At 68.6% G+C, this 24,264-nt stretch carries 19 protein-coding genes; 7 read left to right on the forward strand and 12 right to left on the reverse strand.

Annotated features, from left to right (window positions below):
• Window positions 1–157: 157 nt before the first annotated feature.
• Both AC1RCS_RS01905 and AC1RCS_RS01910 read right to left on the reverse strand, forming a co-directional pair.
• Window positions 158–2,125, reverse strand: coding sequence for a sensor histidine kinase (locus tag AC1RCS_RS01905; protein ID WP_492245718.1), 1,968 nt, complete (start codon window positions 2,123–2,125; stop codon window positions 158–160).
• On the reverse strand, window positions 2,115–2,861 hold the full coding sequence (locus AC1RCS_RS01910; RefSeq protein WP_218297342.1) for a helix-turn-helix transcriptional regulator: 747 nt from the start codon (window positions 2,859–2,861) through the stop codon (window positions 2,115–2,117). Before AC1RCS_RS01910 ends, AC1RCS_RS01905 begins: the two co-directional genes overlap by 11 nt.
• A gap of 387 nt (window positions 2,862–3,248) precedes the next feature.
• Between AC1RCS_RS01910 and AC1RCS_RS01915 the strand changes: the two genes are divergently transcribed.
• Window positions 3,249–6,134: an IPTL-CTERM sorting domain-containing protein gene (locus AC1RCS_RS01915; protein ID WP_492245717.1), complete on the forward strand. Its 2,886-nt coding sequence runs from the start codon at window positions 3,249–3,251 to the stop codon at window positions 6,132–6,134.
• A 54-nt stretch (window positions 6,135–6,188) separates the two neighbouring features.
• Here AC1RCS_RS01915 and AC1RCS_RS01920 read toward each other — a convergent pair whose 3' ends face one another.
• On the reverse strand, window positions 6,189–9,554 hold the full coding sequence (locus AC1RCS_RS01920) for an EAL domain-containing protein (RefSeq protein WP_492245716.1): 3,366 nt from the start codon (window positions 9,552–9,554) through the stop codon (window positions 6,189–6,191).
• 292 nt (window positions 9,555–9,846) lie between these two features.
• Here AC1RCS_RS01920 and AC1RCS_RS01925 point away from each other — a divergent pair, with 292 nt between their 5' ends.
• Both AC1RCS_RS01925 and AC1RCS_RS01930 read left to right on the forward strand, forming a co-directional pair.
• Window positions 9,847–10,272, forward strand: coding sequence for a Fur family transcriptional regulator (locus AC1RCS_RS01925; RefSeq protein WP_218297339.1), 426 nt, complete (start codon window positions 9,847–9,849; stop codon window positions 10,270–10,272).
• A 458-nt stretch (window positions 10,273–10,730) separates the two neighbouring features.
• Window positions 10,731–11,987, forward strand: coding sequence for an Hsp70 family protein (locus AC1RCS_RS01930; protein WP_492245715.1), 1,257 nt, complete (start codon window positions 10,731–10,733; stop codon window positions 11,985–11,987).
• 137 nt (window positions 11,988–12,124) lie between these two features.
• Here the strand turns inward: AC1RCS_RS01930 and rsmI are convergent, their stop codons facing one another.
• Window positions 12,125–13,078: a 16S rRNA (cytidine(1402)-2'-O)-methyltransferase gene (gene rsmI / locus AC1RCS_RS01935; protein ID WP_218297337.1), complete on the reverse strand. Its 954-nt coding sequence runs from the start codon at window positions 13,076–13,078 to the stop codon at window positions 12,125–12,127.
• Here rsmI and AC1RCS_RS01940 point away from each other — a divergent pair.
• The 3 genes from AC1RCS_RS01940 to AC1RCS_RS01950 all read left to right on the forward strand — a co-directional run bounded on the left by AC1RCS_RS01940 (window position 13,078) and on the right by AC1RCS_RS01950 (window position 14,855).
• On the forward strand, window positions 13,078–13,488 hold the full coding sequence (locus AC1RCS_RS01940; RefSeq protein ID WP_369641205.1) for a YraN family protein: 411 nt from the start codon (window positions 13,078–13,080) through the stop codon (window positions 13,486–13,488). The genes rsmI and AC1RCS_RS01940 overlap by 1 nt on opposite strands.
• A gap of 99 nt (window positions 13,489–13,587) precedes the next feature.
• Entirely contained in the window at window positions 13,588–14,190 is a 603-nt protein-coding gene (locus AC1RCS_RS01945; protein WP_218297335.1) for an SIS domain-containing protein, read from the forward strand.
• Complete coding sequence (locus tag AC1RCS_RS01950) at window positions 14,187–14,855, forward strand: BON domain-containing protein (RefSeq protein ID WP_218341359.1); 669 nt, start codon at window positions 14,187–14,189, stop codon at window positions 14,853–14,855. The genes AC1RCS_RS01945 and AC1RCS_RS01950 overlap by 4 nt, the downstream gene beginning before the upstream one ends.
• Window positions 14,856–15,078: 223 nt before the next feature.
• Here the strand turns inward: AC1RCS_RS01950 and AC1RCS_RS01955 are convergent, their stop codons facing one another.
• The 4 genes from AC1RCS_RS01955 to AC1RCS_RS01970 all read right to left on the reverse strand — a co-directional run bounded on the left by AC1RCS_RS01955 (window position 15,079) and on the right by AC1RCS_RS01970 (window position 19,101).
• Window positions 15,079–15,993 carry an NAD(P)-dependent oxidoreductase gene (locus AC1RCS_RS01955; RefSeq protein ID WP_492245714.1) on the reverse strand — a complete coding sequence of 305 codons (915 nt, stop codon included), beginning with the start codon at window positions 15,991–15,993 and terminating at the stop codon, window positions 15,079–15,081.
• Window positions 15,994–16,160: 167 nt separating this feature from the next.
• Window positions 16,161–17,297, reverse strand: a complete 1,137-nt coding sequence (locus tag AC1RCS_RS01960; RefSeq protein WP_218297332.1) for a PilT/PilU family type 4a pilus ATPase — start codon at window positions 17,295–17,297, stop codon at window positions 16,161–16,163.
• Window positions 17,298–17,361: 64 nt separating this feature from the next.
• Complete coding sequence (locus tag AC1RCS_RS01965; protein ID WP_218297331.1) at window positions 17,362–17,997, reverse strand: Crp/Fnr family transcriptional regulator; 636 nt, start codon at window positions 17,995–17,997, stop codon at window positions 17,362–17,364.
• Between the two features lie 60 nt (window positions 17,998–18,057).
• A complete protein-coding gene (locus AC1RCS_RS01970; RefSeq protein ID WP_010463046.1) occupies window positions 18,058–19,101 on the reverse strand; it encodes a type IV pilus twitching motility protein PilT in 1,044 nt (347 codons plus the stop codon).
• Between the two features lie 36 nt (window positions 19,102–19,137).
• Between AC1RCS_RS01970 and AC1RCS_RS01975 the strand changes: the two genes are divergently transcribed.
• Window positions 19,138–19,854, forward strand: coding sequence for a YggS family pyridoxal phosphate-dependent enzyme (locus tag AC1RCS_RS01975; RefSeq protein ID WP_492245713.1), 717 nt, complete (start codon window positions 19,138–19,140; stop codon window positions 19,852–19,854).
• A gap of 16 nt (window positions 19,855–19,870) precedes the next feature.
• Here AC1RCS_RS01975 and ltaE read toward each other — a convergent pair whose 3' ends face one another.
• The 4 genes from ltaE to AC1RCS_RS01995 form a co-directional block, all read right to left on the reverse strand.
• Window positions 19,871–20,941, reverse strand: coding sequence for a low-specificity L-threonine aldolase (gene ltaE / locus AC1RCS_RS01980; RefSeq protein ID WP_218341362.1), 1,071 nt, complete (start codon window positions 20,939–20,941; stop codon window positions 19,871–19,873).
• Window positions 20,942–21,133: 192 nt separating this feature from the next.
• Complete coding sequence (locus AC1RCS_RS01985; protein ID WP_492245712.1) at window positions 21,134–22,402, reverse strand: branched-chain amino acid ABC transporter substrate-binding protein; 1,269 nt, start codon at window positions 22,400–22,402, stop codon at window positions 21,134–21,136.
• Between the two features lie 78 nt (window positions 22,403–22,480).
• Window positions 22,481–23,461 (reverse strand): Bug family tripartite tricarboxylate transporter substrate binding protein, encoded by a 981-nt coding sequence (locus AC1RCS_RS01990; protein WP_218297327.1) that lies wholly within the window; start codon window positions 23,459–23,461, stop codon window positions 22,481–22,483.
• 52 nt (window positions 23,462–23,513) lie between these two features.
• A complete protein-coding gene (locus AC1RCS_RS01995; RefSeq protein WP_492245711.1) occupies window positions 23,514–24,161 on the reverse strand; it encodes a TetR/AcrR family transcriptional regulator in 648 nt (215 codons plus the stop codon).
• Window positions 24,162–24,264: the final 103 nt, after the last annotated feature.

A 24,264-nucleotide genomic window follows, 5' to 3' on the forward strand; every position in this document is an offset into this window, starting at 1 on the left:
AAGTCCCCATCGCACAGTCTTCTTCGCTCGATGGCGGTACTTCATGCCCTCTGGATCGCCACCGCTGTCGCTGCGGTGGATGCCTTGTGCTGGCGCCATCGGCCCTGAACCGGTGCCAACGATCCCGTGGCGGCTGGCTCGCGCGGAGGGCGGGGTGTCAGCCCTGCTTGTGCAGCGGCAGCCACAGCGTGAACGTGGAACCTTGCGCCTGGGCGCCGCCACTGGTGCTCCAGGTGCAATGCGCGCCCAGCACCAGCGCGCGGCTGTGCACGTTGGGCAGGCCCCGGCGGGCGGGCGCCAGCGCCTCGGACGCCGGGGGGGTGAATGGACGGCCGTTGTCCCGTATGCACACCTGCACGCCGCGCGTGCCATCGCCGCCGCCCTCTGGCGGGGGCCAGACGGCCTCGGCCGTGCTCAGCACGATCTCCGTCGCGCCACTGTGCTTGAGGATGTTGGTGAGGATCTCCTGCAGGATGCGCAGCACGTGCAGCGCGTTTTGCGCGTCCAGCCAGGGCAGCGGCGGCAGGTCGTCCACCTGCCAGTGCATGACCAGTCCCGCGCCCTCCAGCCGCAACCCGAGCCGATAGCGCAGGCCGGCCAGCAGTGCCAGCAGATCCGCATTCACGGGCTCCAGTGAGTCGATGGAGATCTTCAGGTCGTCGATGCACTCCCGCAGCACCTGCGCCACGTCCACGGGTGCCGCCGGCGCAGTCTCTACCAGCCGCAGTGCGCTCATCAGCGAGGAACCCACGCCGTCGTGCATCTCCCGCATCAGGCGCTGGCGCTCGTGCAGCAGCGTCTGCTCGCGCTCGGCGGCGCGCAGCAGCTCGTGTGTTTCGCGCAGCTGCAATTCCTGCGCGGACAGGCGCTCGGCCTGCACGGCATTGGCTTGCTCGGCGACTTCCAGCGCGCGGTGGTAGCGCGTGAAACCGACCAGCAGGAACATGGTGAACACGCCCATGTACACGTAGGGCGTGAGGTAGATGTGCTCGATGCTGATGCGGTAGCGCTGCATCGCCAGGTCGTGGACGGCCAGGGGGAACGAGAGCGCCACGGACCCGGCCAGCAGCACGCTGGACCAGGAGCGTTCGCGCCAAGCGCCCAGCGCCGCCACGCACAGCACCACCAGGGCCGGAGGAAACAGCGCCAGGCGCAACAGCGGCAGCATCGCCTCGTGCCGCAGGTCCCACAGTGGCAGGGCCGCCAGCGCCACCAAGCCGCAATAGGCGACCACGGCGCGCGCCAGCCGCGGATAGCCCCGGCCCTGCATCCGGCACAACAGAAAGAAGGAGCAGGCCGACGACCCCAGCGAGCCCACGAGCGTGAGCCAGGAGAACCATTCATCGGGCACGCCGAAGCCCTCGGCATCGACCAGGTAGAACAGCGTGGCCAGCAAATGCCCGACCGACAGCAGGAAGAACAGCAGGTAGCCCGCCTCGCCCCGGCCGCGCCGCACCAGCCACACCGCCAGCGCGAACACACCCAGCACCAGGTAGGCACCGCGCAGGTAGGCCACCAGGTCGGTCTGCAGCAGGCTGCGCAGCCGCCACCCCGGCCAGAGCGCCTCGGCCGGCCCGGCCCACACGCTGGACAGCGCGCCGCCCACGCCGGGCAGGTTGGCCATGCGCACATGCACCTCCAGGGGAACGCCGGGCGCAGCATGGCCCGCCAGGTCCACCCACACCGGGCGGTTGAAGCTGTTCCAGACCCGGCTGCCGTGCGACTGCCAGACGAGGTGCCCATCGGCATACACCGCCACCGTGCCCACTGTCTGCCAGCGCGGGATGTACAGGCGCGTGCCCTGGGGCGTGGCGGCGAGCGCCTCGCCCGGCACCCGCAGGCGGTACCACCACACCTCGGGTGGCGCATCGGCCTGCGCGGCTGTCGAGACCGTGCTGCGTGCGCGGGCATGTGGCAGGTCCACCGTGCTCCACGGTATGGTGCTCGAAAGCACTGCATCGGGTGATTCGTGCAGCGAGGGCGGCGGCGCCCAGCCCCCGCTGGCGGGGTTCCACGCCTGCGCCTGCACCAGGTGCGCGGGCAGCACGCCTGCCAGCGCCGCGCCCCCGGCGGCGGCACCGGCCAGCAAGAGCCGCAGCGCCAGGCGCGCGAGATCAAGCCACATCGATCCACCCTTTGCGCGCCGCGGCGCTCACCGCTTCGGCCTGGGTCGTCACCTGCAGCTTGGCGTACACGCGCCGCACGAAGGTACGCACCGTGTGGCGCGACACGCCCATCGCCCGCGCCACCTCGTCCAGTGTGTAGCCGCGTGCCACCATGCGCAGCAACTCGGCCTCGCGCGCCGAAGGTGCCACCTCCGTGATCTCCGCCGCCGCCAACCCCGGCTCCAGGCCCGCTGAGGGCTTGGCTGTCACGGGAGACTGCGCGCGGCGCAGCAGCAGCTTGCGCGCCACCATCGGATTGATGGGGCTGCCCCCCGCATGCAGGCTGCGCACTTCGTCCACGACGGCGCTGGGTGGCAGGTCCTTGAGCAGGTAGCCCATCGCACCGGCCTCGATGGCGCCCAGAACATGCGCCTCATCGCCAAAGATCGTGCTCACCATGGCCGCCGCCCCGGGCCAGCGCGCGCGCAGCACGGCCAGCACGTCGAGCCCGCTGCCATCGGGCAGCCCCAGGTCCAGCAGCAGCACGTCCAGCGGCGCATCGTCCGCCTGCAGCGCCGCCAGCGCTTCGGCGCGGCTGGCCGCCACCCACTGCAGATGCATGTCGGCCGCGCCTTGCAAGGCATGCGCCAGCGCGTTGCGGCAGACGAAGTCGTCCTCCACCACCGCCACGCGGATGGCAGGGGGCGCAGGCGCCGCATCCGGCGCCCAGGGAGTTGTGCGAGGAAGGGAAACCATGCGCCGATGCTGCCACAGGCCCAGGTCAAAAGCGCCGGGCCTGGCGGGGCTGCTGTGCCCGGCAGGCCGGCTGCGCCAGCCGGTACGGTGGCAAGCGGCGGATCATGGTCGGTTCTTCGGGCTGCATGCGGGGTCGGTGGGTTTCTGCATGGGTTCCAGGTCGTCAATGCGCGCCCATTCGGCGGGTGCTCCGTCCATGCTGCCATCCCCCGGGGCCCTTGTCATGTCGCCCAAACGGGGGACATACAAAACCGTGCCCATCCGGTAACTTCCGGTCCCGCAAGCAGGGGCCTGCACCTGAATCCACAAGAACACGGTGGCCGACACCGTTCCATTCAGGGCAAGCCCGAGCGGCTTTTCTCGAACGCACCACGGAGTGAGGAATACATGATTCGGATGGTAGAGGCCGTGATGCGGCCGGGCGCAACGGCGCGCCACAGCTCCCGGCCAGGGCGCAGCGCGGGCGCATCCCTGGAAAGGTCCCGGGCGATCCGGGGGCTCGCGCTTGCGGCGGCGGTGGTCTTGCTGCAGGCCTGCGGCGGAGCGACCTTGTCGTCGTGGATCGAGGCGCCGCTTGTCGCCGACGGCTACACCCGCAACGCGGACTATTTCCCCTTCGAGCCCACGCTGCTCGTGAACCCCGACGCGAATGCGCAGCTGAAGTTCTCGTACGCCACGTTGCCGAGCGGAACGTTGACCAAGCTGGTCGTGGACAAGGCGAGCACGACGGCCTCCGTGGGGCAGGAAGCCTACACGCTGAATGCCGACAAGGTCGCGCGCGCGCGCCTGGTGCTCTATGTGGAGAAAGTGGCCGCGCCTGGCTACATCGCGATATTCAGCGCCCATCAGGACGGTGCCGATTGCTTCGAGCGCGAGGACACGGCACCCCACTGCGGCCAGTCCGTGGCCAGCGCCGATGCGGCCGCCACCGATGCGGACAGTCCCGCGCAGCCCCTGCGCATCACCACGCCGGGTTTCTACAGCTTCGATGTCACCAAGCTGGTCAAATACCGGTTGGCCAACAACGTCGAGTCGATGATGCGTGTGGGCGCGGCCCCCGATCCCAACGACAACACCTTTGGCAGTTTCGAGTTCGCGAGCAAGGAGCTGCCAGCGGGGCAGGCCCATGTACTGCACCAGCCCCAGCTGCTGATCACGCTCAGCGATGCGGTGGGCGCCACCAGGAACGCCTATGCCGCGACCAGCGTGCGCCAGTCGTCCATCGACCCCTCCGTGGCTTCACGGAATTTTGCCCAGGACGAAAATCTGTGGCTGAGCGGCGTCCCGGGCAACCGGGCATATGCGCTGATACAGCCGCAATCATTGCCCACGGGCGCCTTCACCTTGCGCACTGCCCTGAACGAGATGGGTTCCGTGGGGGTCAAGCAAACCATGGTGGCGTTCGTGAATGCGCCGGTGCCGGAACAGGCCACGGCACAGCCGCAGGCGAATTTCTACACCAGGCCGGGATTCACCTCGCAGAACCAGCAGGTCACCTCCTGGAACGGGGGCTGGACCGAACCATCCGCAGCAGCCTTGTTCGCCACCGCACCGCTCGACCGGGATGCGCAGAACCAGTCCCTGTTCGTCGATGCCAGCGAGGGCTATGTCTCCGCGCTCGCGGGTGCCTACAACGCGGATCGCCGCGAGAACTTCGCCATCGCCGGCTCGACGAACCTGCAGGCTCCGCTGACGCTGGACAGCGACAACAACACCCGGACCGGGCACATGCCGCGTTTCGTCGCCGCGATCACGCCCGTGTCGGACAGGATGCGCAATTTCATGAAGTTCGACAGGGACGACAGCGAACACACGCGCAACTACTGCCTTGCGCTGGGCGATGGGATGTGCAACCCGTCGCTGTCGCTGCGCGCGCGCCTGGGGCAGCTCTTCACGAGAAACCCCATCGTCATCGACCCAAGGGCATCGACCCCCGAAGGTTCCTACCTGCCCTATGCGACCCCGATCAACGTCGCGGTGCCGTCCAGCGGCGCCAGCGCGATCATTCAGAGTGATCCCGATCCGGCGGAGCAGGGCTTCATGGGCGATGGCGGCACGGGCTACTACATCTACGACGCCCGGGCCAACCGCGTCGCGGGCCAGTACCAGGGAATCATCAGCATGCCGGGGCACAACCTGCGCGCCGTCATCCACTTCGAGAACCTGCCGCTGCCCGCGCCGTCGCTCGGTGGCCCGGGCACCATCGACATGGTGCCCGGCGCCGCGTCGGTGACGGTCGCGGCCAATGCGCCGATCCCGTTCCGGCTGACCGTGGCCGACCCGGTCAATGCGAACATCGACGATACGACACGCTGGGCGATCACGAGCAGCAACCCGGGCGACACGATGCCGGGCGAGATCCAGCAAAGCGAAGGCAGCGCGGCGTTCGCGGCGACGTTTGCCGGGCCCGGCTCGCGCACGCTCACGGCGACGAGCAAGGGCGACGGCACGATCAAGACGACGATGAACGTCCTCGTCAACCAGGTGGTCTTGCCCGGCCAGGCGATCACGTTCACCTCCACGCCACCTGCGTACCCCGTCGTGGGCGGGGCCTATGCGGTGTCAGCCCTCGGCGGCGGCTCGGGCAACCCGGTCGTGTTCACCATCGATGCCGCCTCGACGGCCGGGGCCTGCTCGGTCGCGGGCAGCGTGGTGACATTTGCCGGCGCGGGCACCTGCACCGTCAATGCCAACCAGGCAGGCGACGCGAACTACGCCGCTGCCGCCCAGGTGCAGCAGACCATCGCCATCCCTGTCACCTACAGCGGCACCACCGTGCCCACCACGGGTGCGGGCGGCCCGGCCAGCGCCAGCTTCACGGGTGGAGGCGCCGGCTGCCGGTTCGACCCCGCCGCCACCGGCTTCATGGCCGCCAGCGCCGCCCCGCCGGGGCAGAGCGCGCCGCAGGGCGCGTTCCGCGTCCGGCTGGTGGACTGCACCCCGGGCGCCACGGTGCGCGTGACCACCCTGTGGCCGCAGCCGGTCGCCGGCTTCACCAAGTACGGCAGGGCCAGCAGCGGCGCCGCCAGCGCCAGCTTCTTTGCGCCGACGAATCTCACCATCGACGGCAACGCCGTGAGTTTCGACCTGACCGACGGCCAGCTGGGAGACGACGATTGGGCCCAGAACGGCGTGATCGTGGACCCGGTGATGCCACTGGCCGCCGCGGGCCTGGCCACCGCCATTCCCACGCTGAGCGAATGGGGCGTCGTGCTGACGGGGGCCACGCTGGCCGCCATGGCCTTGCTGGGGTTGCGCCGCCGCCGGGGCTGATGGGCGTGCAGGGGCCCTCACGGCGCACGGCCTCTGCCCGGCGCGTGAACGCGGTCATCCCCCGGGCGGGGGAGCCGGTGCCCTGAAGCTGGCGGCCCACGCCGGGAACTCGTCCGCCGGCATGGGCCTGGCAATGAAGTAGCCCTGCGCTATGTCGCACCCCAGATGCAAGAGCTGCTCCCAGTGCTCGCGGGTCTCTATGCCCTCGGCCACTGTCTTGCGGTCCAGGTCATGGACCAGGTCGATGGTGGAGCGCACGATCTTGGCGGAGCTCTTGTCGTGTGTCATGGCGGCGACGAAAGACTGGTCGATCTTGATGCAGTCCACGGGGAGCTTCTGCAGGTATGCCAGGGACGAGTAGCCGGTGCCAAAGTCGTCGATGTACAGCGGAATGCCTTCCTCCCGCAGGGCGTGGAGCACGCCCATGGCGTATTGCGCATCCTCCATGACGGTGCTCTCGGTGATCTCCACCTCCAGCAGCCCGCGTGCCACGCCGCGCTCGCGCTGCCAGTGGCGGAACTTGGCGAACAGCTGCTCATCGCGCAGGTTGCGCGCCGAGAGGTTGACGGCGATGGGCAGGGCGCAGTCCTGGCGCTGCCAGGCCTGGAGTATGTCGAGCACGGACACCAGCATCCATTCCGTCAGCGGCTTGATGAGCCCCGTGTGCTCCGCCAGTTCGATGAAGACCCCGGGCGCCAGCAGGCCGCGCTGGGGGTGGAGCCAGCGCACCAGTGCCTCGGCGCCGCAGACGCGGCCGCTGGCGAAATCGACCTTGGGCTGCAGGTAGACCCGCAGCTGGCCGGCGTCGATCGCGTGGCGCAGCTCGCCCGCCATGTTCAGGCGCTCGGCCTGGTCCTGTTCCTGCTGAGGAATGAAAACGACGTGGTCCACGCCCATTCTCTTGGCCTGGTGAACCGCCTTGTCCATGCGGCGCAGCAGGTCGTGCACGGTTCGCCCGTGCTCCGGGAACAGCGCGATGCCGGCCTTGGCCACCACATCCAGCGCGATGCCGGCCACCGAAATCGGCTGTGACAAGTTCTGCTCCAGCATGTTCACCGTGTGGCGGGCGGCGTGCAGATCGCTGTCCGGCAAGAGGGCCGCGAACTCATCGCCGCGCAGGCGGGCCACCAGGGCCGATGGCGGGGCGCTGCGCTGCAGCCGCCGTGCGAACTCGCGCAGGATGTCGTCGCCGTGCGCAAAGCCCAGCGCTTCGTTGATTTCGCTCAGGCGCTCGATATTGAATTGCAGCACCGCCAGCGAGCGCGGCTGTTCACCGCCTTCGTGGATGGCTGCGGCCAGCGCCTCTTCGAACTGGAGGGCATTGGGCAGGCCCGTCAACGGGTCATGCCGGGTGAAGTGGTGCATGGCGGCCTGCACGCGCTCCTGTTCGACGCGCGAGCGCAAGGTCGCGATGCCATAGGCAAGGTCATCGCTGGACTCCGTGAGCAGCGCGATTTCGTCCTCGCCAAAGGTGTCGGGTTCCGGGTCGTAGATGGACAAGGCGCCAATGACCCGGCCTGCCACTCGCAGCGGGCACGAGATGCCGGATCTCGGCCCGTGGGGCCTGCCGTGCCAGGGCGCATGGCCGGGGTCGGTGTTCATGTTGCGCACCAGGCAGACCTCCTCGGTCCGGATGGCGCTGGAGGTGACCCCCTGGCCCAGGGCCGTGCCGCTCAGGTCCAGCCCCAGCTGCCGCAGCGCGTCCATGCCGCCGGGGTAGCCGCATTCGGCCATGGGTTCAAGGGGCAGCTCCGGGCGGCTGCCGCAGTACCAGACCACGGCCATGCCATAGCCGCCGGCCGTGACAATGGCCTGGCACATGCTGTCCAGCAGATCCTGTTCCTCGCTGGCCCGCAGCATGGTGCGGTTGCCGGCGCTCAGGGTGCGCAGGGCGCGGGTCGCGTGCTCCAGCTGCCGTATGCGCTGCTCCAGTTCGGTGTTGAGCGTCTGTATGCGGTTCTCGAAGTGCTTGCGGTCCGTGATGTCGGTGCCCAGCACGTAGTAGCCGCCCACCTTGTCGTGCGCCTCGAACCTGGGCAGGTAGCGGATGGCCTGCCAGACCCCGGGGAAGGGCTGCCAGTCATAGGCCTGCGGAGTGCCCGCCAGCACGCCGTCGATCATCGGGGCGGCCTGGCCGTAGCGTTCGTCGCCGAGTATTTCCTGCACCGTGCACCCCGTGATGTCCGCGCGTTCCGGGGCGAAGCTCTGGCGGTACTGGTCGTTCACGTACACATAGCGCCGCTCGGCGCTCACGAACGCGATCAGCGCGGGAACCGCGCCAATGACGCTGCGCAGGTGGTCTTCGCTTTCTTTGAGCTGCGTCGTCCGCTCCCGGACGTGCGACTCCAGCAGGATGTTCTGCGCGCGAATGGTCTGCTCGGCCTGGCGCTCCGCCGTGACGTCACGGAAGACGAGGACCACGCCATGCAGCTGGCCGTTGGCATCCCGGATGGGGGCCGCGCTGTCCGCGATGGGGCATTCCGTGCCGTCGCGCGCGAGCAGCGACGTGTGGTTGGCGAGGGCTTGAATCTCGCCGGTGGCAAGCGCGGCGGCCACGGGCACCAGGGCGGGCTCGCGGGTCTGTTCGTTGACGATGCGAAACACCGCTTCCACCGGCAGCCCCCGGGCCAGCGCGATGGGCCAGCCCGTCAACTGCTCGGCCACGGGGTTCATGCGCAGGATGCGGCCCTCGGTGTCGGTGGCCAGCACGGCATCTCCGATGGAGTGCAGCGTGGTCGACAGGCTCTCTTCGCTGTCCGCCAGCGCGCGCTGGCTGGTTTCGGTTTCGCGCAGCTGCCGGCGGATCAGCAGGTAGGTCGCGCCCAGCAGGGCCACCAGCATCGCGGCGGCGATGGAGCCCGCCACCACCAGTTTCTGCCGTGCCTGGGCATGCGCGTTGGCACGCAGCGTGAGCAGGTGGCGCTCCGCCGTGTCCATGTCGCCGAGCAGCTCGTAGGTGCGTGCGCGCGTGGCCCGCAGCGGCGCCGTGGCCACGAAGGCATTGGCGGCCTCCTGGCCCTGGGTCTTGCGCAGCATCTCGACCTGCCGGGAGATCACCATCCGCTGGTTCACGATTTCCCGCAGCTGGCCCCAGCGCTGGTGCTGGTCGGGGTTGCTGGCGGTCAGCAACTGGATCCTCTCCAGCGTGCGCTCTCTCTGCGCGATGGTGTCGTCGCGTTCGGCGATGTGGGCGGGGTCTCCGCTGAGCCGGAAGTTCTGCGTGGCCAGCTCGATCTGCAGGGTATAGCCACGGGTGCGGGCCAGGTTGTTGAGCACCTCATGGGTATGCGCGAGCATCAGCGCGGTCTGGGACGCATCGTTCGCCACCCGCCAGGTGGCCGCCACCAGCGCCGCCACCACCAGCACGGCGGCGCCGAATGCAATGGCGACCTTGCTTTCGAAACTGGACCAGCGTGCCACCGTATTGACCTTTCCGTGAGGAGACCCGGCCGGATGGACCCGGATCGAACAGTACGCCGGCACCGGAAGGACGGGGTTCGCCATGCCTGCTGCATCGTGCAGCACATCAGGAATCCGTTGGCTGGCTGCTATCGGCCAGGTCGAATATACCGACTGGAGGCCTTGCGGGGAACCAATAGATGGCATGGTGGAGCTTTGTGGGCCCCCTCAGGGCGCGCCGCCCGCCGGTCCCGTGGGGCACGGCGAGTCCCTAGAATCGCGGGAGCCCACCGACCCCCCAAGAAACACGACCATGGAACGAGCAACCCGCCAGCGTGCGGCAATCCACGCCGCGATAGCCACCGCAGGGCGTCCCTTGTCGCCGCAGGAGGTCCTGGAGGCAGCACGCGCCGACATCCCCTCGCTGGGGGTGGCAACCGTCTACCGGAATCTTCGCGCGCTGATGGAGGACGGCACGATCGAGCCGGTGACCCTGCCCGGCAGCAGCGCCCGCTACGAGATGGCGGGGCAGGACCACCATCACCATTTCCTGTGCCGGGTCTGCCACCGCGTGTTCGATATCCATGCATGCCCCGGCGGCTTCGCGCACCTGGCCCCGCCGGGCTTCACCGTGGACGGCCACGACATCACCTTGTACGGCCAGTGCAGCGATTGCCAGCCCCCGCCGCCGGCGAAGAAGGCGCCGGCCCCGGCGCGCCGGGGCCTCACCCGGGGCTGACGGCCTGCCTTTCCCGTGCCCGCCGGTGGCCGCGGCGGGCGGTCGCCGGTTTCCATGCGCACCTGCCGGGGGCGGCATGCCGCTTCGGGCCAAGGGCGCGCGGAGCGTGAGACAATGCCGCCCTGCGCAGCGGCTCCACGGGAGCCCCACTGCCGCTGCCGATCCGAGGGCAGCCATGCCGTGGCAGGCACCAGGCCCGGCGGCAACGCCAGGCAACGGCGTGTGAATGCGCGGCCGATGTGCCGGTACCCGCCTGCACCGCCGAAGGCCCTTGATTTGATGAAGGAATCAAGGGCCTTTTCTTTTCAATGGGCGCCCTGGGCGCCGGACGGTTTCCCCCGGCATGCCTCGCGGCATGCCATTCACCCTGTTCCACGCGGCCACCGCCGCCACTCGCCGGCCCGGGCACGACAGTTCGGCCGTGCAGAGTGACTTCGCCACCGATTCTCTGACCTCCCATGACACCCTTCCTGAAGGACACCACCCTCGGCATCGACTTTGGCACTTCCAACTCCGCGATGGCCGTGCGCCAGGGCACCGGGCCCGCGCGGATGATCGCGCTCGAAGGAGGCGCCCCCACACTGCCCACCGCGCTGTTCTTCAATGCGGAAGACCACCGCACCCATTTTGGCCGGGATGCCGTGGGGCAGTACCTGGCGGGCACGGAGGGGCGCCTGATGCGCTCGCTCAAGAGCCTGCTGGGCAGCGCGCTGCTGCAGGACAAGACGGCGGTGCACAACAAGCTGGTGAGCTACCAGGACATCATCAGCCTCTTCTTGCGCATGCTGGTGCAAAAGGCGCGCGATGACCTGGGCGGCATGCCGGCCCGGGTGGTGATGGGGCGCCCGGTGCATTTCGTGGACGGGGACGCTGGCCGCGACCAGCAGGCGGAAGATGCGCTGCGCCAGGCCGCGGTGGACGCGGGGTTCGCCGAGGTGTCGTTCCAGCTGGAGCCCATCGCCGCCGCGCTGGACCACGAGCAGCGCATCACGCACGAGTCGCTGGTGCTGGTGGTGGACATCGGCGGGGGCACGTCGGACTTCACGGTGGTACGGCTGGGGCCGCAGCGCATGGCGCGCGCCGAGCGCGGCAGCGATGTGCTGGCCACCACCGGCGTACACGTGGGCGGCACCGACTTCGACCGGCGGCTGAGCCTGGACCTGCTGATGCCCCTGCTCGGATTTCGGCACACCGGCCCCGCGGGGCGCGAGGTGCCCAGCCGGGTGTTCTTCGACCTGTCCACCTGGCACCTGATCCAGTGGCTGTACTCGCCGCGCGCGCTGCGCGACGCGCAGAACCTGCGCACCGACTATTCAGATGCCCGGCTGCACGCGCGGCTCATGCGGGTGCTGCACGAGCGCCTGGGGCACCGCATGGCCAACACCGTGGAGCAGGCCAAGATCGCCGCGTCCCTGGGCGATGCCGACGCGCCCATGCCGCTGGACTGGATCGAGGCCGGGCTGGCTGAATCCGTCACCCCCGAGGGGCTGGCGCGGTTCCTGTCGCAGCCCCTCGAACAGGTGGTGGCCTGCGCGCAGGAATGTGTGCAGCTGGCGGGCCTGGGGCAGCAGGGGGTCGATGCGATCTATCTCACGGGCGGCTCGTCGGCCCTGCGGCCGCTGCGCCAGGCCCTCAAGACGGCATTTCCCGGCACCCCCCAGGTGGAAGGCGACCTGTTCGGCGGCGTGGCGGCCGGGCTGGCGGTGTCGGGGTGAGAGTCCGGCGGGAGGTGCCGCGCACCCTGGCCGGTGCCGGTACTCGCTGTGGCGGGTCGGTTTGCTATTGAAAATGTAGCTGTTGGCGCTTTCCTGCCAAGGGCCTGCGGCCAATTAGCATGAAATCCGGGCCGGAATCAGTCCGCGGTGCCGCTGTCTGCGCCACCGTCGTCCGCACCGCTGCGCTTCCATGCCAGGGCCGTGTCGTACAGCACATTGCGCGATGCGCCGGTGATCTCGGCGGCCAGGCGCACGGCGGTTTTCAGCGGCAGCTCCTGCACCAGCAGGCGCAGCACCCGCAGGCTGGAGCCATCGTCGCTGGCCACCGCCACCGGGTGCAGCAGCACCACGAACTCGCCGCGCGAACGCTGGGGGGCGCCGTCCAGCCACGCCGCCAGCTCATGGGCGGGCCGCGTGGTCACTTCCTCGAACTGCTTGGTCAATTCCCGCGCCAGCGTCACCGGGCGATCGCCCAGCACCGCCAGGGCCTGGGCCAGTTCGCCGATGCGGTGCGGGGCTTCGAGCAGCACCACGCAGCGGGGCTCATGGGCCAGCTGCTGCGCAATCACCGTGGCGCGTTCAGCGTTCTTGACGGGCAGGAAGCCCGCAAACACGAAGCCGCCGTGTTCGGTGCTGTGGGCCACGGCGCCAGCCACGCTCAGCGCGGTGGTGATGCTGCTGGCGCCGGGCAGGGGCACGGCGCGCAGGCCGGCCGCCTGCACGGCGGCCACCAGCCGGGCGCCGGGGTCGCTCACGCCGGGCGTGCCCGCGTCGCTCACGTACGCCACGCGCTGGCCCTGCTGCAGCCGCTGCACCACGTTCTGCGCGGCTTCGGCCTCGTTGTGCTGGTGCACGGCCAGCAGCTGCGAGGCCCCCTTGTCGATGCCATAGGCGCGCAGCAGGGATTGCGTATGGCGCGTGTCCTCGCAGGCCACGGTGTCGGCCATCTGCAGCACATGCAGCGCGCGCAGGGTGATATCGGCCAGGTTGCCGATGGGCGTGGCCACCACGTACAGGGCGCCCTCGGGATAATGCTGCGCAGCCGCCGCTTCACGCGCGGCGCCCTGGGCTGAAGCGAAAGATGCGCTCAATGAAATTCCTTGGAAAGAGAAAACCGGCGGAAGCCCCTGGCCCGGCCGCCAAACCCGCCACCACGCGCGAGCGCGGCAATGCGGCGGAAGACCAGGCCCTGGCCCACCTGCAGGCGGCGGGCCTGCAACTGGTGCAGCGCAATTATCGGACGCCCGGGCGCGGCGGCGGCGAGATCGACCTGGTGATGCGTGCACGGGACGGCACGCTCGTGTTCGTCGAGGTGCGCAGCCGCGCGGGCCGCGCGTTTGGCGGCGCAGGGGCCAGCATTGGCGCCACCAAGCAGCGGCGCATCATTTTCGCGGCCCGGCACTACCTGCTGCGCCTGCCTTCCCCGCCGCCGTGCCGCTTCGATGTGGTGCTGGTCGAGGAGTCCGTGCAGTGGCTGCAGGCCGCCTTCGATGCGCAGTAGGCGCGCGCCCGGTGGCCGCCATCCCTGGCGCCGGCGCCATGCAGGGAACTACGGTTTGCTACAAAAGCTGTAACACGCGGCGGGTATCATCGGGCCCTCATGCTTGAGCAACGCATCCAACAGCATTTCATCGACAGCGCCGACCTGAAGTACCAGGCCGCGCAGGTTCTGAGCCACCCCATCGCCGCCGCCGTGCAGGCCGTGCTGGCCTGCGTGACCAGCGGCGGCAAGGTGCTGGCCTGCGGCAACGGCCCCTCGGCCGCCGAGGCGCAGCAGTTCGCCGCGTTCTGCGTGGCCGGTTTCGAGCGCGACCGGCCCGAGCTGGCCGCGCTGGCCCTCACCTCCGACAGCACGCTGCTCACGGCCGCCACGGGTGGCAGCCACGATGCGGCGCAGCAGTTTGCGCGCCAGGTGCGTGCGCTGGGCCAGGCGGGCGACGTGCTGCTGGCGCTGTCGGTCACCGGCAATGACGCCAACCTGCTGGCCGCCGCCGAGGCCGCCCACGAGCGTGACATGACCGTGGTGGTGCTGACCGGCCGCACGGGCGGCAAGCTGGCCGCCCTGCTGCGCGAGACCGATGTGTTGATCAGCGTTCCGCACGACCGCGCCGCGCGCGTGCGCGAAGTCCATGCCCTGGTGCTGCATTGCCTGAGCGATGGCGTGGACGCCCAGTTACTTGGCGAACAGGAGATTCCCCTATGAAGCAAACCACCCTGAAACGTACCCGGCGCACCGTGTGCACGGTGCTGGCCGCCGCCGCGCTGGCCGCGGGCCTGTCGGCCTGCGCGCCGTTGATCGTGGGCGGCGCCGTCGTGGGCGGCGTGATGGCCGTGGACCGCCGCACGACCGGCACGCAGATCGAGGACGAAGGCATCGAGCTGCGCGCCGCCAACCGCATCCGCGAAACCCTGGGCGACCGCGCCCATGTCAACGTGACCAGCTACAACCGCCAGGCCCTGCTGACCGGCGAGGTACCGAGCGCCCAGGACCGCCAGACCGTCGAGCAGATCGTGTCGCAGGTGGAGAACACGCGCTCGGTCGTCAATGACCTGGCCGTGATGCCCGCCAGCAGCCTGAGCCAGCGCTCCAACGACACCTTCATCACCGGCAAGGTGCGCGCCAGCCTGGTGGACGCCCAGGACATCTCGGCGAATTCCTTCAAGGTGGTGACCGAGCGCAACATCGTCTACCTGATGGGCCGCGTGTCGCAGCGCGAGGCCAACCGCGCCACCGAGATCGCCCGGGGCGTGAGCGGCGTGAGCAAGGTCGTGCGCGTGTTCGAGATCGTCTCGGAAGAAGAGCTGCGCCGCATCGCGCCGCAGCCCGCGCCAGTGACCACCGACAACAGCGCATCGCCCGGCGGTTGAAAGCGGGCGGTCAGGCTCGATAGCCTGCACAGCCCCTGGGTCGAAACATCCCGGTTCGCATGACGCGGACCGGGATTTTTTCTTGAAGACCCTGCATCGCGCGTTGCGGCATGAAGCTGGCACGGCACAAGCGAGTGCACCCGCAGAGCCGGCTTCGCCAGGCCGAAGAGGCCGCGCGCGCTTCTGGCGCGTGCCACCGGGGCGCCGCAGGCGACCCAGGGGGCTACGTCAGCCTTTTGATCAGGCTCGACGTGTCCCAGCGGTTGCCGCCCATCTTCTGCACATCGGCGTAGAACTGGTCCACCAGCGCCGTCACGGGCACGCGCGAGCCATTGCGCTTGGCTTCGTCGAGCACCAGGCCCAGGTCCTTGCGCATCCAGTCCACCGCAAAGCCGAAGTCGAACTTGCCGTCCACCATGGTCTTGCCGCGGTTGTCCATCTGCCAGCTCTGGGCCGCGCCCTTGCCGATCACCTCCAGCACCTGTTTCATGTCCAGGCCCGCGTTCTGGCCAAACGCCACCGCCTCGGACAGCCCCTGCACCAGCCCGGCGATGCAGATCTGGTTGACCATCTTGGCCAGCTGGCCCGCGCCGCTTTCACCCAGCAGCGTGAAGGCGCGCGAGAACGCCATGGCCACGGGCTGGGCCGCCTCGAAGGCCGCCGCGTCGCCGCCGCACATCACGGTGAGCAGGCCGTTCTGCGCGCCGGCCTGGCCGCCGGAGACGGGGGCATCCACGAAGTGCAGGCCCAGGGCATGGGCGGCTGCGTACAGCTCGCGCGCCACCTCGGCCGACGCGGTGGTGTGGTCCACGAAGATCGCGCCCGGCTTCATCCCGGCAAAGGCGCCGTCGGCCCCCAGGGTGACGGAGCGCAGGTCATCGTCGTTGCCCACGCAGCAGAACACGATGTCGGCACCAGCCGCGGCCTCGCGCGGCGTTGCGGCATGCCTTGGCGCCTTGGCGCTGGCGTACTCCGCGCACCAAGCTATGGATTTTGTAGCGGTTCGGTTGTAGACCGTGACCTCATGCCCGGCCAGCGCGAGGTGGCCGGCCATCGGATAGCCCATCACGCCCAGGCCCAGGAAGGCGACCTTGCGGGATGGGGTTGCGTCGTAGTTGCGGGGATTGGTGCTTGGCATGGGAGTGGTTCTTGCAAAAAAAGGCCGCCACGGGGGCAGCGTTTGAAACTGGCGCGGCCCAGGCCAGCGGACGCCGTGGAACTGGCTTTGCCAGGCCACCAGCGTCGTCCCCCTTCCCGCGCGCAGCGCGAGAGAAGGGGGAAGCGGCGCAGCCGCTCAGGGGGTTGTCACACAATCGCGAAGTGCTCGGTGCCCGAGGCAAGGTCCGGCGATTTGGCGCGCTGGCTGTTGAGCTTGATCTGCAGGCGCAGGTCGTTGAGCGAATCGGCGTTGCGCAGCGCGTCTTCATAGCTGATCACGTTGGCCTCGTACAGGTCGAACAGTGCCTGGTCGAAGGTCTGCATGCCCAGGTTGCGGCTCTTCTTCATGATCTCCTTGATCTCGGAGACATCGCCCTTGAAGATCAGGTCGGAGATCAGCGGGGTGTTCAGCATGATTTCCACGGCCGCAGCACGGCCCTTGCCGTCCTGCTTGGGGATCAGGCGCTGGGACACCATGCCGCGCAGGTTGAGCGACAGGTCCATCAGCAGCTGCGCGCGGCGCTCTTCGGGGAAGAAGTTGATGATCCGGTCCAGCGCCTGGTTGGCGCTGTTGGCGTGCAGCGTGGCCAGGCACAGGTGGCCGGTTTCCGCAAAGGCCACGGCATGCTCCATGGTCTCGCGGTCGCGGATTTCACCCATCAGGATCACGTCGGGCGCCTGGCGCAGCGTGTTCTTCAGGGCCGCTTCCCAGCTGTCGGTGTCCAGGCCCACCTCGCGCTGCGTCACCACGCAGTTCTTGTGCGGGTGCACGAATTCGATGGGGTCTTCCACCGTGATGATGTGGCCGAACGAGTTCTCGTTGCGCCAGTCCACCATGGCGGCCAGCGTGGTCGATTTGCCCGAGCCCGTGGCACCCACCAGGATGCACAGGCCGCGCTTGGTCATCGTCACTTCTTTCAGCACCTGCGGCACGCCCAGGCCGTCGATGGTGGGCAGCGTGAGCGGAATCGTGCGCAGCACCATGCCGACCTTGCCTTGCTGGATGAACGCGTTGACGCGAAACCGCCCGATGCCGGCGGGCGAGATCGCGAAGTTGCACTCCTTGGTGCGTTCGAAATCGGCCACCTGCTTGTCGCTCATGATGGCGCGCGCCAGCGTGAGCGTGTGGTTGGGCGTGAGCGGCTGGGGCGACACCTTGGTCACCTTGCCATCGACCTTGATCGCGGGGGGGAATTCCGCCGTGATGAACAAGTCGCTGCCATTGCGGCTCACCATCAACTTGAGCAGGTCATTGATGAATTTACTGGCCTGATCGCGTTCCATCAGAATTTCTCCCGGGGGTGTTCGTCTGTCGGGTGGTCGTTGTGCAGGTGGTATCCGCGCATCATCATTTCTGGTTGTCGCTCAGGCGGGCGCTCACCACGCGCAGGCGCAGCGACAGCTTGCGGGCCAGCAGCGCGATCAGGCTGGCGGCGAGCTGCGGGTCCTTGGTCATCATGTCGTCCATGGCCTCGGCGCTCAGCACGGCGATCTCGCAGTCGGTGAGCGTGGTGCAGGCCGAAAAGCGGATGCCGCTGTCGAGCAGCGACATCTCGCCCAGGATGTCGCCGGGCCGGGTCTCGGCCAGGCGCAGCTGTTCGCCCCAGGGCTGCACGCGGTCCACCGCGATGGTGCCGGTGAGCAGCACCACCATGAAGTTGCCGTATTCGTCCTGGCGGATCACGTCGCGGTTGGACGGGATGGCCGCGAATTCGAAGAAACGCTCCATGCGCTCCACGGCGTCCTTGTCCAGGTGCGCCATGTACTTGTCCTTGGCCCACAGGCCCTGCAGCAGCTTGCCGCCACGGCTGGTGGGCAGGCGCTTGGCGCCCACTTCCACCGCACGCGCCTCCCAGGGCACGAGCATCGAATCGTCCACGCCCTGGCCGGCGAAGGCCGTGGAAAACAGCACCGAATCCGTGTTGTCCTCCATGGGCTTGCCGCCGCGGGTTTTCATTTTCAGAAGGCTCAGAATGCCTTTCATACAGTGCTCCGGTGTGCGGCAGCTCGTCGGGCCGCAGGGTACATGGGTGCCGCGCGCGGATCAGCCCGGGAAGTTTTCGGGGATCTTGGCCTTGGCGCGCGCCTCGGCCGGGCTGATGATGTTGCGGCGAACGAGGTCGGTGAGATTCTGGTCCAGCGTCTGCATGCCCACGCTGTTGCTGGTCTGGATGGTGGAGTACATCTGCGCCACCTTGGCCTCGCGGATCAGGTTGCGGATGGCGCTGGTGCCCAGCATGATCTCGTGCGCCGCCACGCGGCCCGAGCCGTCCTTGGTCTTGCACAGCGTCTGCGAGATCACGGCCTGCAGCGATTCGGACAACATCGCGCGGACCATTTCCTTTTCTTCGGCCGGGAACACGTCGATGATCCGGTCGATGGTCTTGGCGGCGCTGGAGGTGTGCAGCGTGCCGAACACCAAATGGCCCGTTTCCGCCGCCGTCATGGCCAGGCGGATGGTTTCCAGGTCGCGCATTTCGCCCACCAGGATGGCGTCCGGGTCTTCGCGCAGCGCGGACTTCAGCGCGGCGGCGAACGACAGCGTCATCGGGCCGACTTCACGCTGGTTGATCAGGCACTTCTTGGATTCGTGCACGAACTCGATCGGGTCCTCCACCGTGAGGATGTGGCCGTACTCGGTTTCGTTCAGGTAGTTGACCATGGCGGCCAGCGTGGTGGACTTGCCCGAGCCCGTGGGGCCGGTCACCAGCACCAGTCCGCGCGGCTTCAGGGCCAGGTCGCCGAAGATCTTGGGCGCGTTGAGCTGCTCGAGCGTGAGGATCTTGGAGGGAATGGTCCGGAACACGGCGGCCGCGCCACGGTTCTGGTTGAAGGCGTTGACGCGAAAGCGGGCCAGGCCTTCGATCTCGAACGAGAAGTCGACCTCCAGGAACTCTTCATACGTCTTGCGCTGCGAGTCGCTCATGATGTCGTACACCATGGCATGCACCGTCTTGTGGTCGAGCGCATCGACATTGATGCGGCGGACATCCCCGTGGACCCGGATCATGGGCGGCAGACCGGCTGAAAGGTGCAGGTCGGAGGCCTTGTTCTTGACGCTGAAAGCGAGCAGTTGGGTAATGTCCACGGAATCCCTCTATCGTTTGATACGCTGTCAAACATTATGACCACGATTGCTAACAACCTCCAACAGGTTCTGGGCAGGATGGCGCAGGCGTGCACAGCCGCCTCGCGCGACCCGGCCAGCGTGTCCTTGCTGGCGGTTTCCAAGACCTTTGGCGCCGACGCCGTGGCCGAGGCCCTGGCCGCCGGGCAGCGCGACTTCGGCGAGAACTACATCCAGGAAGGGGTGGACAAGATCGCCGCCCTGCGCGCTGTCGCGCCCGGCGTGGCGCTGCAGTGGCACTGCATCGGCCCCATCCAGAGCAACAAGACGCGCCTGGTGGCCGAACACTTCGACTGGGTGCACACGGTGGACCGCCTGAAGATCGCCGAGCGCCTGTCGGCCCAGCGGCCGGAGCACCTGGCGCCGTTACAAATATGCGTTCAGGTCAACATCGATGGCGGGGCCACCAAGTCGGGCGTGGCGCCGGCCGACGCGCTGGAACTGGTCCGCGCTGTCGCGAAACTGCCACGGCTGGTGGTGCGCGGGATCATGAGCATCCCGGACCAGGCTCCTGAATTCGAAGCACAGTTGGCCATCCACACCCGCGCCCGAGCGCTTTTTGACGAGATGTGCGCCCTGAACGAGCCAGGCTTGGCTCGTTTTGACACGCTCTCGCTGGGCATGACGGCCGACCTGGAGGCCGCCATCCACGCCGGCAGCACGATGGTGCGCGTGGGCACCGGCATTTTTGGAGGTCGGACTTACCCCGCCTGAAGCATGAGCCGGTCGATCAGCCCGGCAGCTGGAACCGCCCCACGCAGTCCAGCGCCGCTGTCACATCGGCCTCGCTCACGTCCAGATGCGCCACCCAGCGCAGGCGCGTGGCGACGCCGTACAGGCTGCTCGTCACCCGCACGCCATGCTCTGCCAGCCAGGCGGTGAAGGCGGGGGCCACATCCGCATGAAGGTCGGTGAACAGGATGTTGGTCTGCCAGGGGTGGACCGTGATCTTGCCCTGCAGCACCGGATGGCGCTGGTTGATATCGCTCAGCCCCTGGGCCAGCCGTGCCAGGTTCGCATGGTCGTCGGCCAGTCGGCGCACGTGGTGCTCCAGCGCATGGTGGCCTGCTGCGGCCAGCACGCCGGCCTGGCGCATGCCGCCGCCCAGGATCTTGCGGGTGCGGCGCGCCTGGCGGATGAAGTCGCGCGAGCCCAGCACCAGCGAGCCCACGGGGGCGCCCAGGCCCTTGCTCAGGCACAGCGACACCGAATCGAAATGGCTGCACAGCGAACGCGCCTCGTCGTACACATCGGTGCCGTGGCGCGCCGCGTTGGCCGTGGCGGCGTTGAACAGGCGCGCGCCGTCCAGGTGCATCGCCAGCCCCCGGCTGCGCGCCAGATGGGCCACCTCGGCGATGTAGGCGGGCGGCAGCACCTGGCCGCCGGTCGTGTTCTCCAGCACCACCAGGCGGGTGCGCGCGAAGTGCGGGTCGTCGGGCTTGATGGCGGCGGTGATGTCGGCAATGCGCAAGGTGCCGTCGGGCTGCGTCTCCACCGGCTGCGGCTGGATGGAGCCCAGCACCGCCATGCCACCGGCCTCCCAGCGGTAGGTGTGCCAGCTCTGGCCCACGATGGCCTCGTCGCCGCGCTGGCAGTGGCCCCACAACGCGATCAGGTTGGTCTGCGTGCCCGAGGGTGCGAACAGCGCGGCCTCGAAGCCCAGCAACTGCGCCGCATGCTCCTGCAGTGCGTTCACGGAAGGGTCGTCGGCAAACACATCGTCGCCCAGCGGGGCCTTGAACATGGCCTCGCGCATGGCGGGCGTGGGCTGGGTGACGGTGTCGCTGCGAAAGTCGGGCATGGGCGCGGTCCTCGTGGGTCGGGTCAATGAATGCAAAGACCGGCCATGTTAGTCGCGTTGGCCTCCCCTGCGGCCGCAAGGCGCTCGGCCGGCGACATGGGCGCTGCCGAGGCCAGGGACGCCGAGCCAGGGCCTCCCCGCAGCGAGGGCGTCGTCCCCCTGGAGGAAGGCGCCGAAGGCGACTCAGGGGGGCTACGGTCTGGTCATCTTGCAGTCCGTGCCTTGTGCCAGCTCATTGCCAGTGTAGGCGGCATCGGTGCGGAAGCCATAGTTCGTGCCTTCCCAGCCCACCTTCACGGTCTTGCCGTCCACCGGCGCGATGGTGTTGACCACCTGCGGCAGCAGCAGCTGGTGGTCCTCGCCGCGCATGCGCACGGGGCCCACCACCGAGTCGATGGTCAGGTCTTCCAGCGCGCGGGCCACCTTCACCGGGTCGGTGGACTGTGCCTTGTTGATGGCCGCGGCCAGAAAGCGCGGCGTCATCTCGATGCGCGGCGCGAGGAAGTCCTTGCCCGTCTTGGCCTGGTAAGCCTTGGCGAGCGCGTCCACCTTGGGGGTGTCGGCCTGGCCCGGGTGCCATTCGGCCACCCAGGTCAGCTGGCCCTGCTTGGCCTGCGACACCGCCAGTACCGTGCCGGGAATGGAACCCGCGCTGTGGTTGAAGTAGCGCAGGTTGTAGCCCGCGTCACCCGCCGCCTTGAGCAGCAGTGTCATGTCCTGCCCCCAGTTGCCGGTGATGACCGAGTCGGCCTCGGTGCTCTTGACCTTGGCGAGATAGGGCGCGAAGTCCTTCACGCGGCCGATGGGGTGCAGCGCCTCGCCCACGAACTGGATGTCGGGGCGCGCCAGGCCCACCATCTCGCGGCCGTAGTGCGCCCACTGCTTGCCATGCGCGTAGTCCTGGTTGAGCAGGTACACCTTCTTGATGTCCGGCTGCTTCTTGATGTAGTTGGCGATGGCCTTCATCTTCATGGCCGTGTTGGCCTCGAACTGGAAGTGCCAGAAGTTGCAGGTCTTGCCGGTGAGCTCGGGGTCGATGGAGGAGTGGTTCAGCACCAGGATCTCCTTGCCCGGGTTGCGCTGGTTGTGGCGCGCTGCGGCCTGCACCAGCGCGGTGACCACCGACGAGCCCGAGCCGCCGGTCACGATGGCCTTGGCCCCCTGGTCGATGGCCGCCTGCAGCGCGCTCTGGCTCTCCTGGGCCGAGAGCTTGCTGTCGAACTGCAGCAATTGCAGCTTCGTGCCCTTGAGCACGCCGCCCTTGGCGTTGATGTCCTCGATGGCGTACTGCGTGTGCGTGAGCATGAGCTCGCCCACGTTGGCGAAGGGGCCCGAGAGCGGGTCGATGTAGGCGACCTTGAAGGTCTCCTGCGACCAGGCCGTGGAGGCGGCGGCGGTGCACAGCAGGGCCGCACAGGCGGCCAGGGGCGTGAGGGAACGCGTCAGGGGGTGGCGCAGCATGGTGCTTGTCTCGCTTTCTTGTCGTGGTGAGACCGGGGCGGGCTTGCCACCCCGGCGGGAGGGAGAAGGCTGGGCCCGTCAGTCGAGCGCGATGCCCAGGCTGCGTATCAGCGGGTGCCAGCGCGACACCTCGGCCGTGATCATCTGCGTGAACTCCTGCGGCGTGTTGCCCACGGGCTCGATCCCCACCTCGCGGTACCGGGCGCTGGTCTGCGGCGACAGCAGGGCCTGGGCGATGGCTTTCTGCAGCGCCTGCACGGTGGCATCCGGCGTGGACGCATGCACCGCCACGCCCACCAGCGCCGTGGCCTCCACGCCCTTGAGTCCCAGTTCCTCGAACGTGGGGACATCGGGCAGGCGCGGGTGGCGCCGGCTGTCGGCCACCGCCAGCGCGCGCAGCTTGCCCGCCTGCAGGAAGCCGCCCGCGGCCGCGTAGTCGCTCATCACCGCCGGGATCTGCCCGCCCGCCAGGTCGGCGAGCGCGGGCGACGATCCCTTGTAGGGGATGTGCGTCATCTTCAGTCGGGCGTGGTGCATGAGCATCTCCATCGCCATGTGCTGCGGCGTGCCCGCGCCCGCCGAGCCAAAGTTGAGCGTGCCGGGCTGGCGCCGCGCCTGCTCGATGAACTCCTTCGCGTCCTTGGCGTCGCAGGCGGGGCCCACGACCAGGATCATCGGGGCGCGCGCCAGCAGCGTCACGAGCTTGAGGTCCTTGTCGGGCGCGTAGCCGAGCTTGCGGTACAGCACCGGGTTGAAGACCAGCGTGCCGTTGTCCACGTTGATGAGCGTGTGCCCGTCGGCCGGGCCGCGCAGCACATCGGCCACGGCGATGGCGCCATTGCCGCCGGGCTTGTTGTCCACCACCACGCTCTGGCCCACGGCGGCCGACATGGGCTGGCCCACCGTGCGCGCCATGAAATCGGAGCCGCCGCCCGCGGGGTAGGGCACGATCCAGCGCAGCGGCTTGGCCGGGAACGGGGCGGAGGCGTGCAGCGCGCGGCTCAGGCCGAGCGATGTGGCGCCGAGCAGCGCCAGTGTGGATCGTCGTGACAGCAGCATGGTGGCTAGGTTTCCTTGAGGGGTGTGTGGGGGCTAAAGACTCTCGCCGCGCTCAGCGCGCGGGCCGGCGCCGGGCGCGCAGGCCCAGCACCCGGTAGGCCAGCGTGGACAGCTCCTGCGCCACTTCGTCGGCCGACAGGCGGCCGTCCGGCCGGTACCAGTTGTAGAGAAAGCCCGGCAGGCTGCAGGCCGCCAGGGCGGTGATCTTGGTGTCGTGGAACTCGAACATGCCGTCCTCGCGGCCTTCCTCGAGCAGGGCGCAGAGCTTGTCGTAGAAATGGTTGGCCAGCTGCTTCTGGGTGACCAGGTATTCGGGGCGGTACACCTGGGGTTCGCGGTACGGAAAGAACGCCGACGGGTGGTGCGCGAGCGTGGCGCGGATCAGGCGGTCGATGCCCTCGGCCACCTTCACGTGCGCGGGGCGCGGGTCGTCCTCGGCGAAGTCCATGGCCGTGAAGCACGCCACGGCGGGTGCCCACGACAGGGTCTCGAAGATCTCCTGCTTGTTGCGGAAGTAGTAGTAGACGAAGGGCTTGGTCACCCCCAGCTTCTGCACGATCTGCTCGATGGTGGTGTTGGCGTAGCCCTGCGCATCGAACAGCGCCTCTGCTGCGCGCAGGATGCGCTCGCGCTTCTCGTCCGACCCGGCCGTGGCGGCTTTCTGCCGGCCGCTGGCCTGCATGGGGAGCTGCTGGCCCATGGCAGGCTGTCCTTTGTGTGACGGTTGATTTATACCCATGGGTAGCATTGTTCTACCAGTCGGTATATATTGGCAAGACGCTGGCGGGCAGGGGTGCCTATCG

It is taken from the genome of Acidovorax sp. GW823-FHT01C06 (assembly GCF_058798375.1).

Coding starts and splice junctions, on each gene's coding strand:
- AC1RCS_RS01905 (WP_492245718.1), bottom strand. CDS start 2,125: ATGTGGCTTGATCTCGCGCGCCTGGCGCTGCGGCTCTTGCTGGCCGGT.
- AC1RCS_RS01910 (WP_218297342.1), bottom strand. CDS start 2,861: ATGGTTTCCCTTCCTCGCACAACTCCCTGGGCGCCGGATGCGGCGCCT.
- AC1RCS_RS01915 (WP_492245717.1), top strand. CDS start 3,249: ATGATTCGGATGGTAGAGGCCGTGATGCGGCCGGGCGCAACGGCGCGC.
- AC1RCS_RS01925 (WP_218297339.1), top strand. CDS start 9,847: ATGGAACGAGCAACCCGCCAGCGTGCGGCAATCCACGCCGCGATAGCC.
- AC1RCS_RS01930 (WP_492245715.1), top strand. CDS start 10,731: ATGACACCCTTCCTGAAGGACACCACCCTCGGCATCGACTTTGGCACT.
- AC1RCS_RS01940 (WP_369641205.1), top strand. CDS start 13,078: ATGAAATTCCTTGGAAAGAGAAAACCGGCGGAAGCCCCTGGCCCGGCC.
- AC1RCS_RS01945 (WP_218297335.1), top strand. CDS start 13,588: ATGCTTGAGCAACGCATCCAACAGCATTTCATCGACAGCGCCGACCTG.
- AC1RCS_RS01950 (WP_218341359.1), top strand. CDS start 14,187: ATGAAGCAAACCACCCTGAAACGTACCCGGCGCACCGTGTGCACGGTG.
- AC1RCS_RS01955 (WP_492245714.1), bottom strand. CDS start 15,993: ATGCCAAGCACCAATCCCCGCAACTACGACGCAACCCCATCCCGCAAG.
- AC1RCS_RS01960 (WP_218297332.1), bottom strand. CDS start 17,297: ATGGAACGCGATCAGGCCAGTAAATTCATCAATGACCTGCTCAAGTTG.
- AC1RCS_RS01965 (WP_218297331.1), bottom strand. CDS start 17,997: ATGAAAGGCATTCTGAGCCTTCTGAAAATGAAAACCCGCGGCGGCAAG.
- AC1RCS_RS01975 (WP_492245713.1), top strand. CDS start 19,138: ATGACCACGATTGCTAACAACCTCCAACAGGTTCTGGGCAGGATGGCG.
- ltaE (WP_218341362.1), bottom strand. CDS start 20,941: ATGCCCGACTTTCGCAGCGACACCGTCACCCAGCCCACGCCCGCCATG.
- AC1RCS_RS01985 (WP_492245712.1), bottom strand. CDS start 22,402: ATGCTGCGCCACCCCCTGACGCGTTCCCTCACGCCCCTGGCCGCCTGT.
- AC1RCS_RS01990 (WP_218297327.1), bottom strand. CDS start 23,461: ATGCTGCTGTCACGACGATCCACACTGGCGCTGCTCGGCGCCACATCG.
- AC1RCS_RS01995 (WP_492245711.1), bottom strand. CDS start 24,161: ATGGGCCAGCAGCTCCCCATGCAGGCCAGCGGCCGGCAGAAAGCCGCC.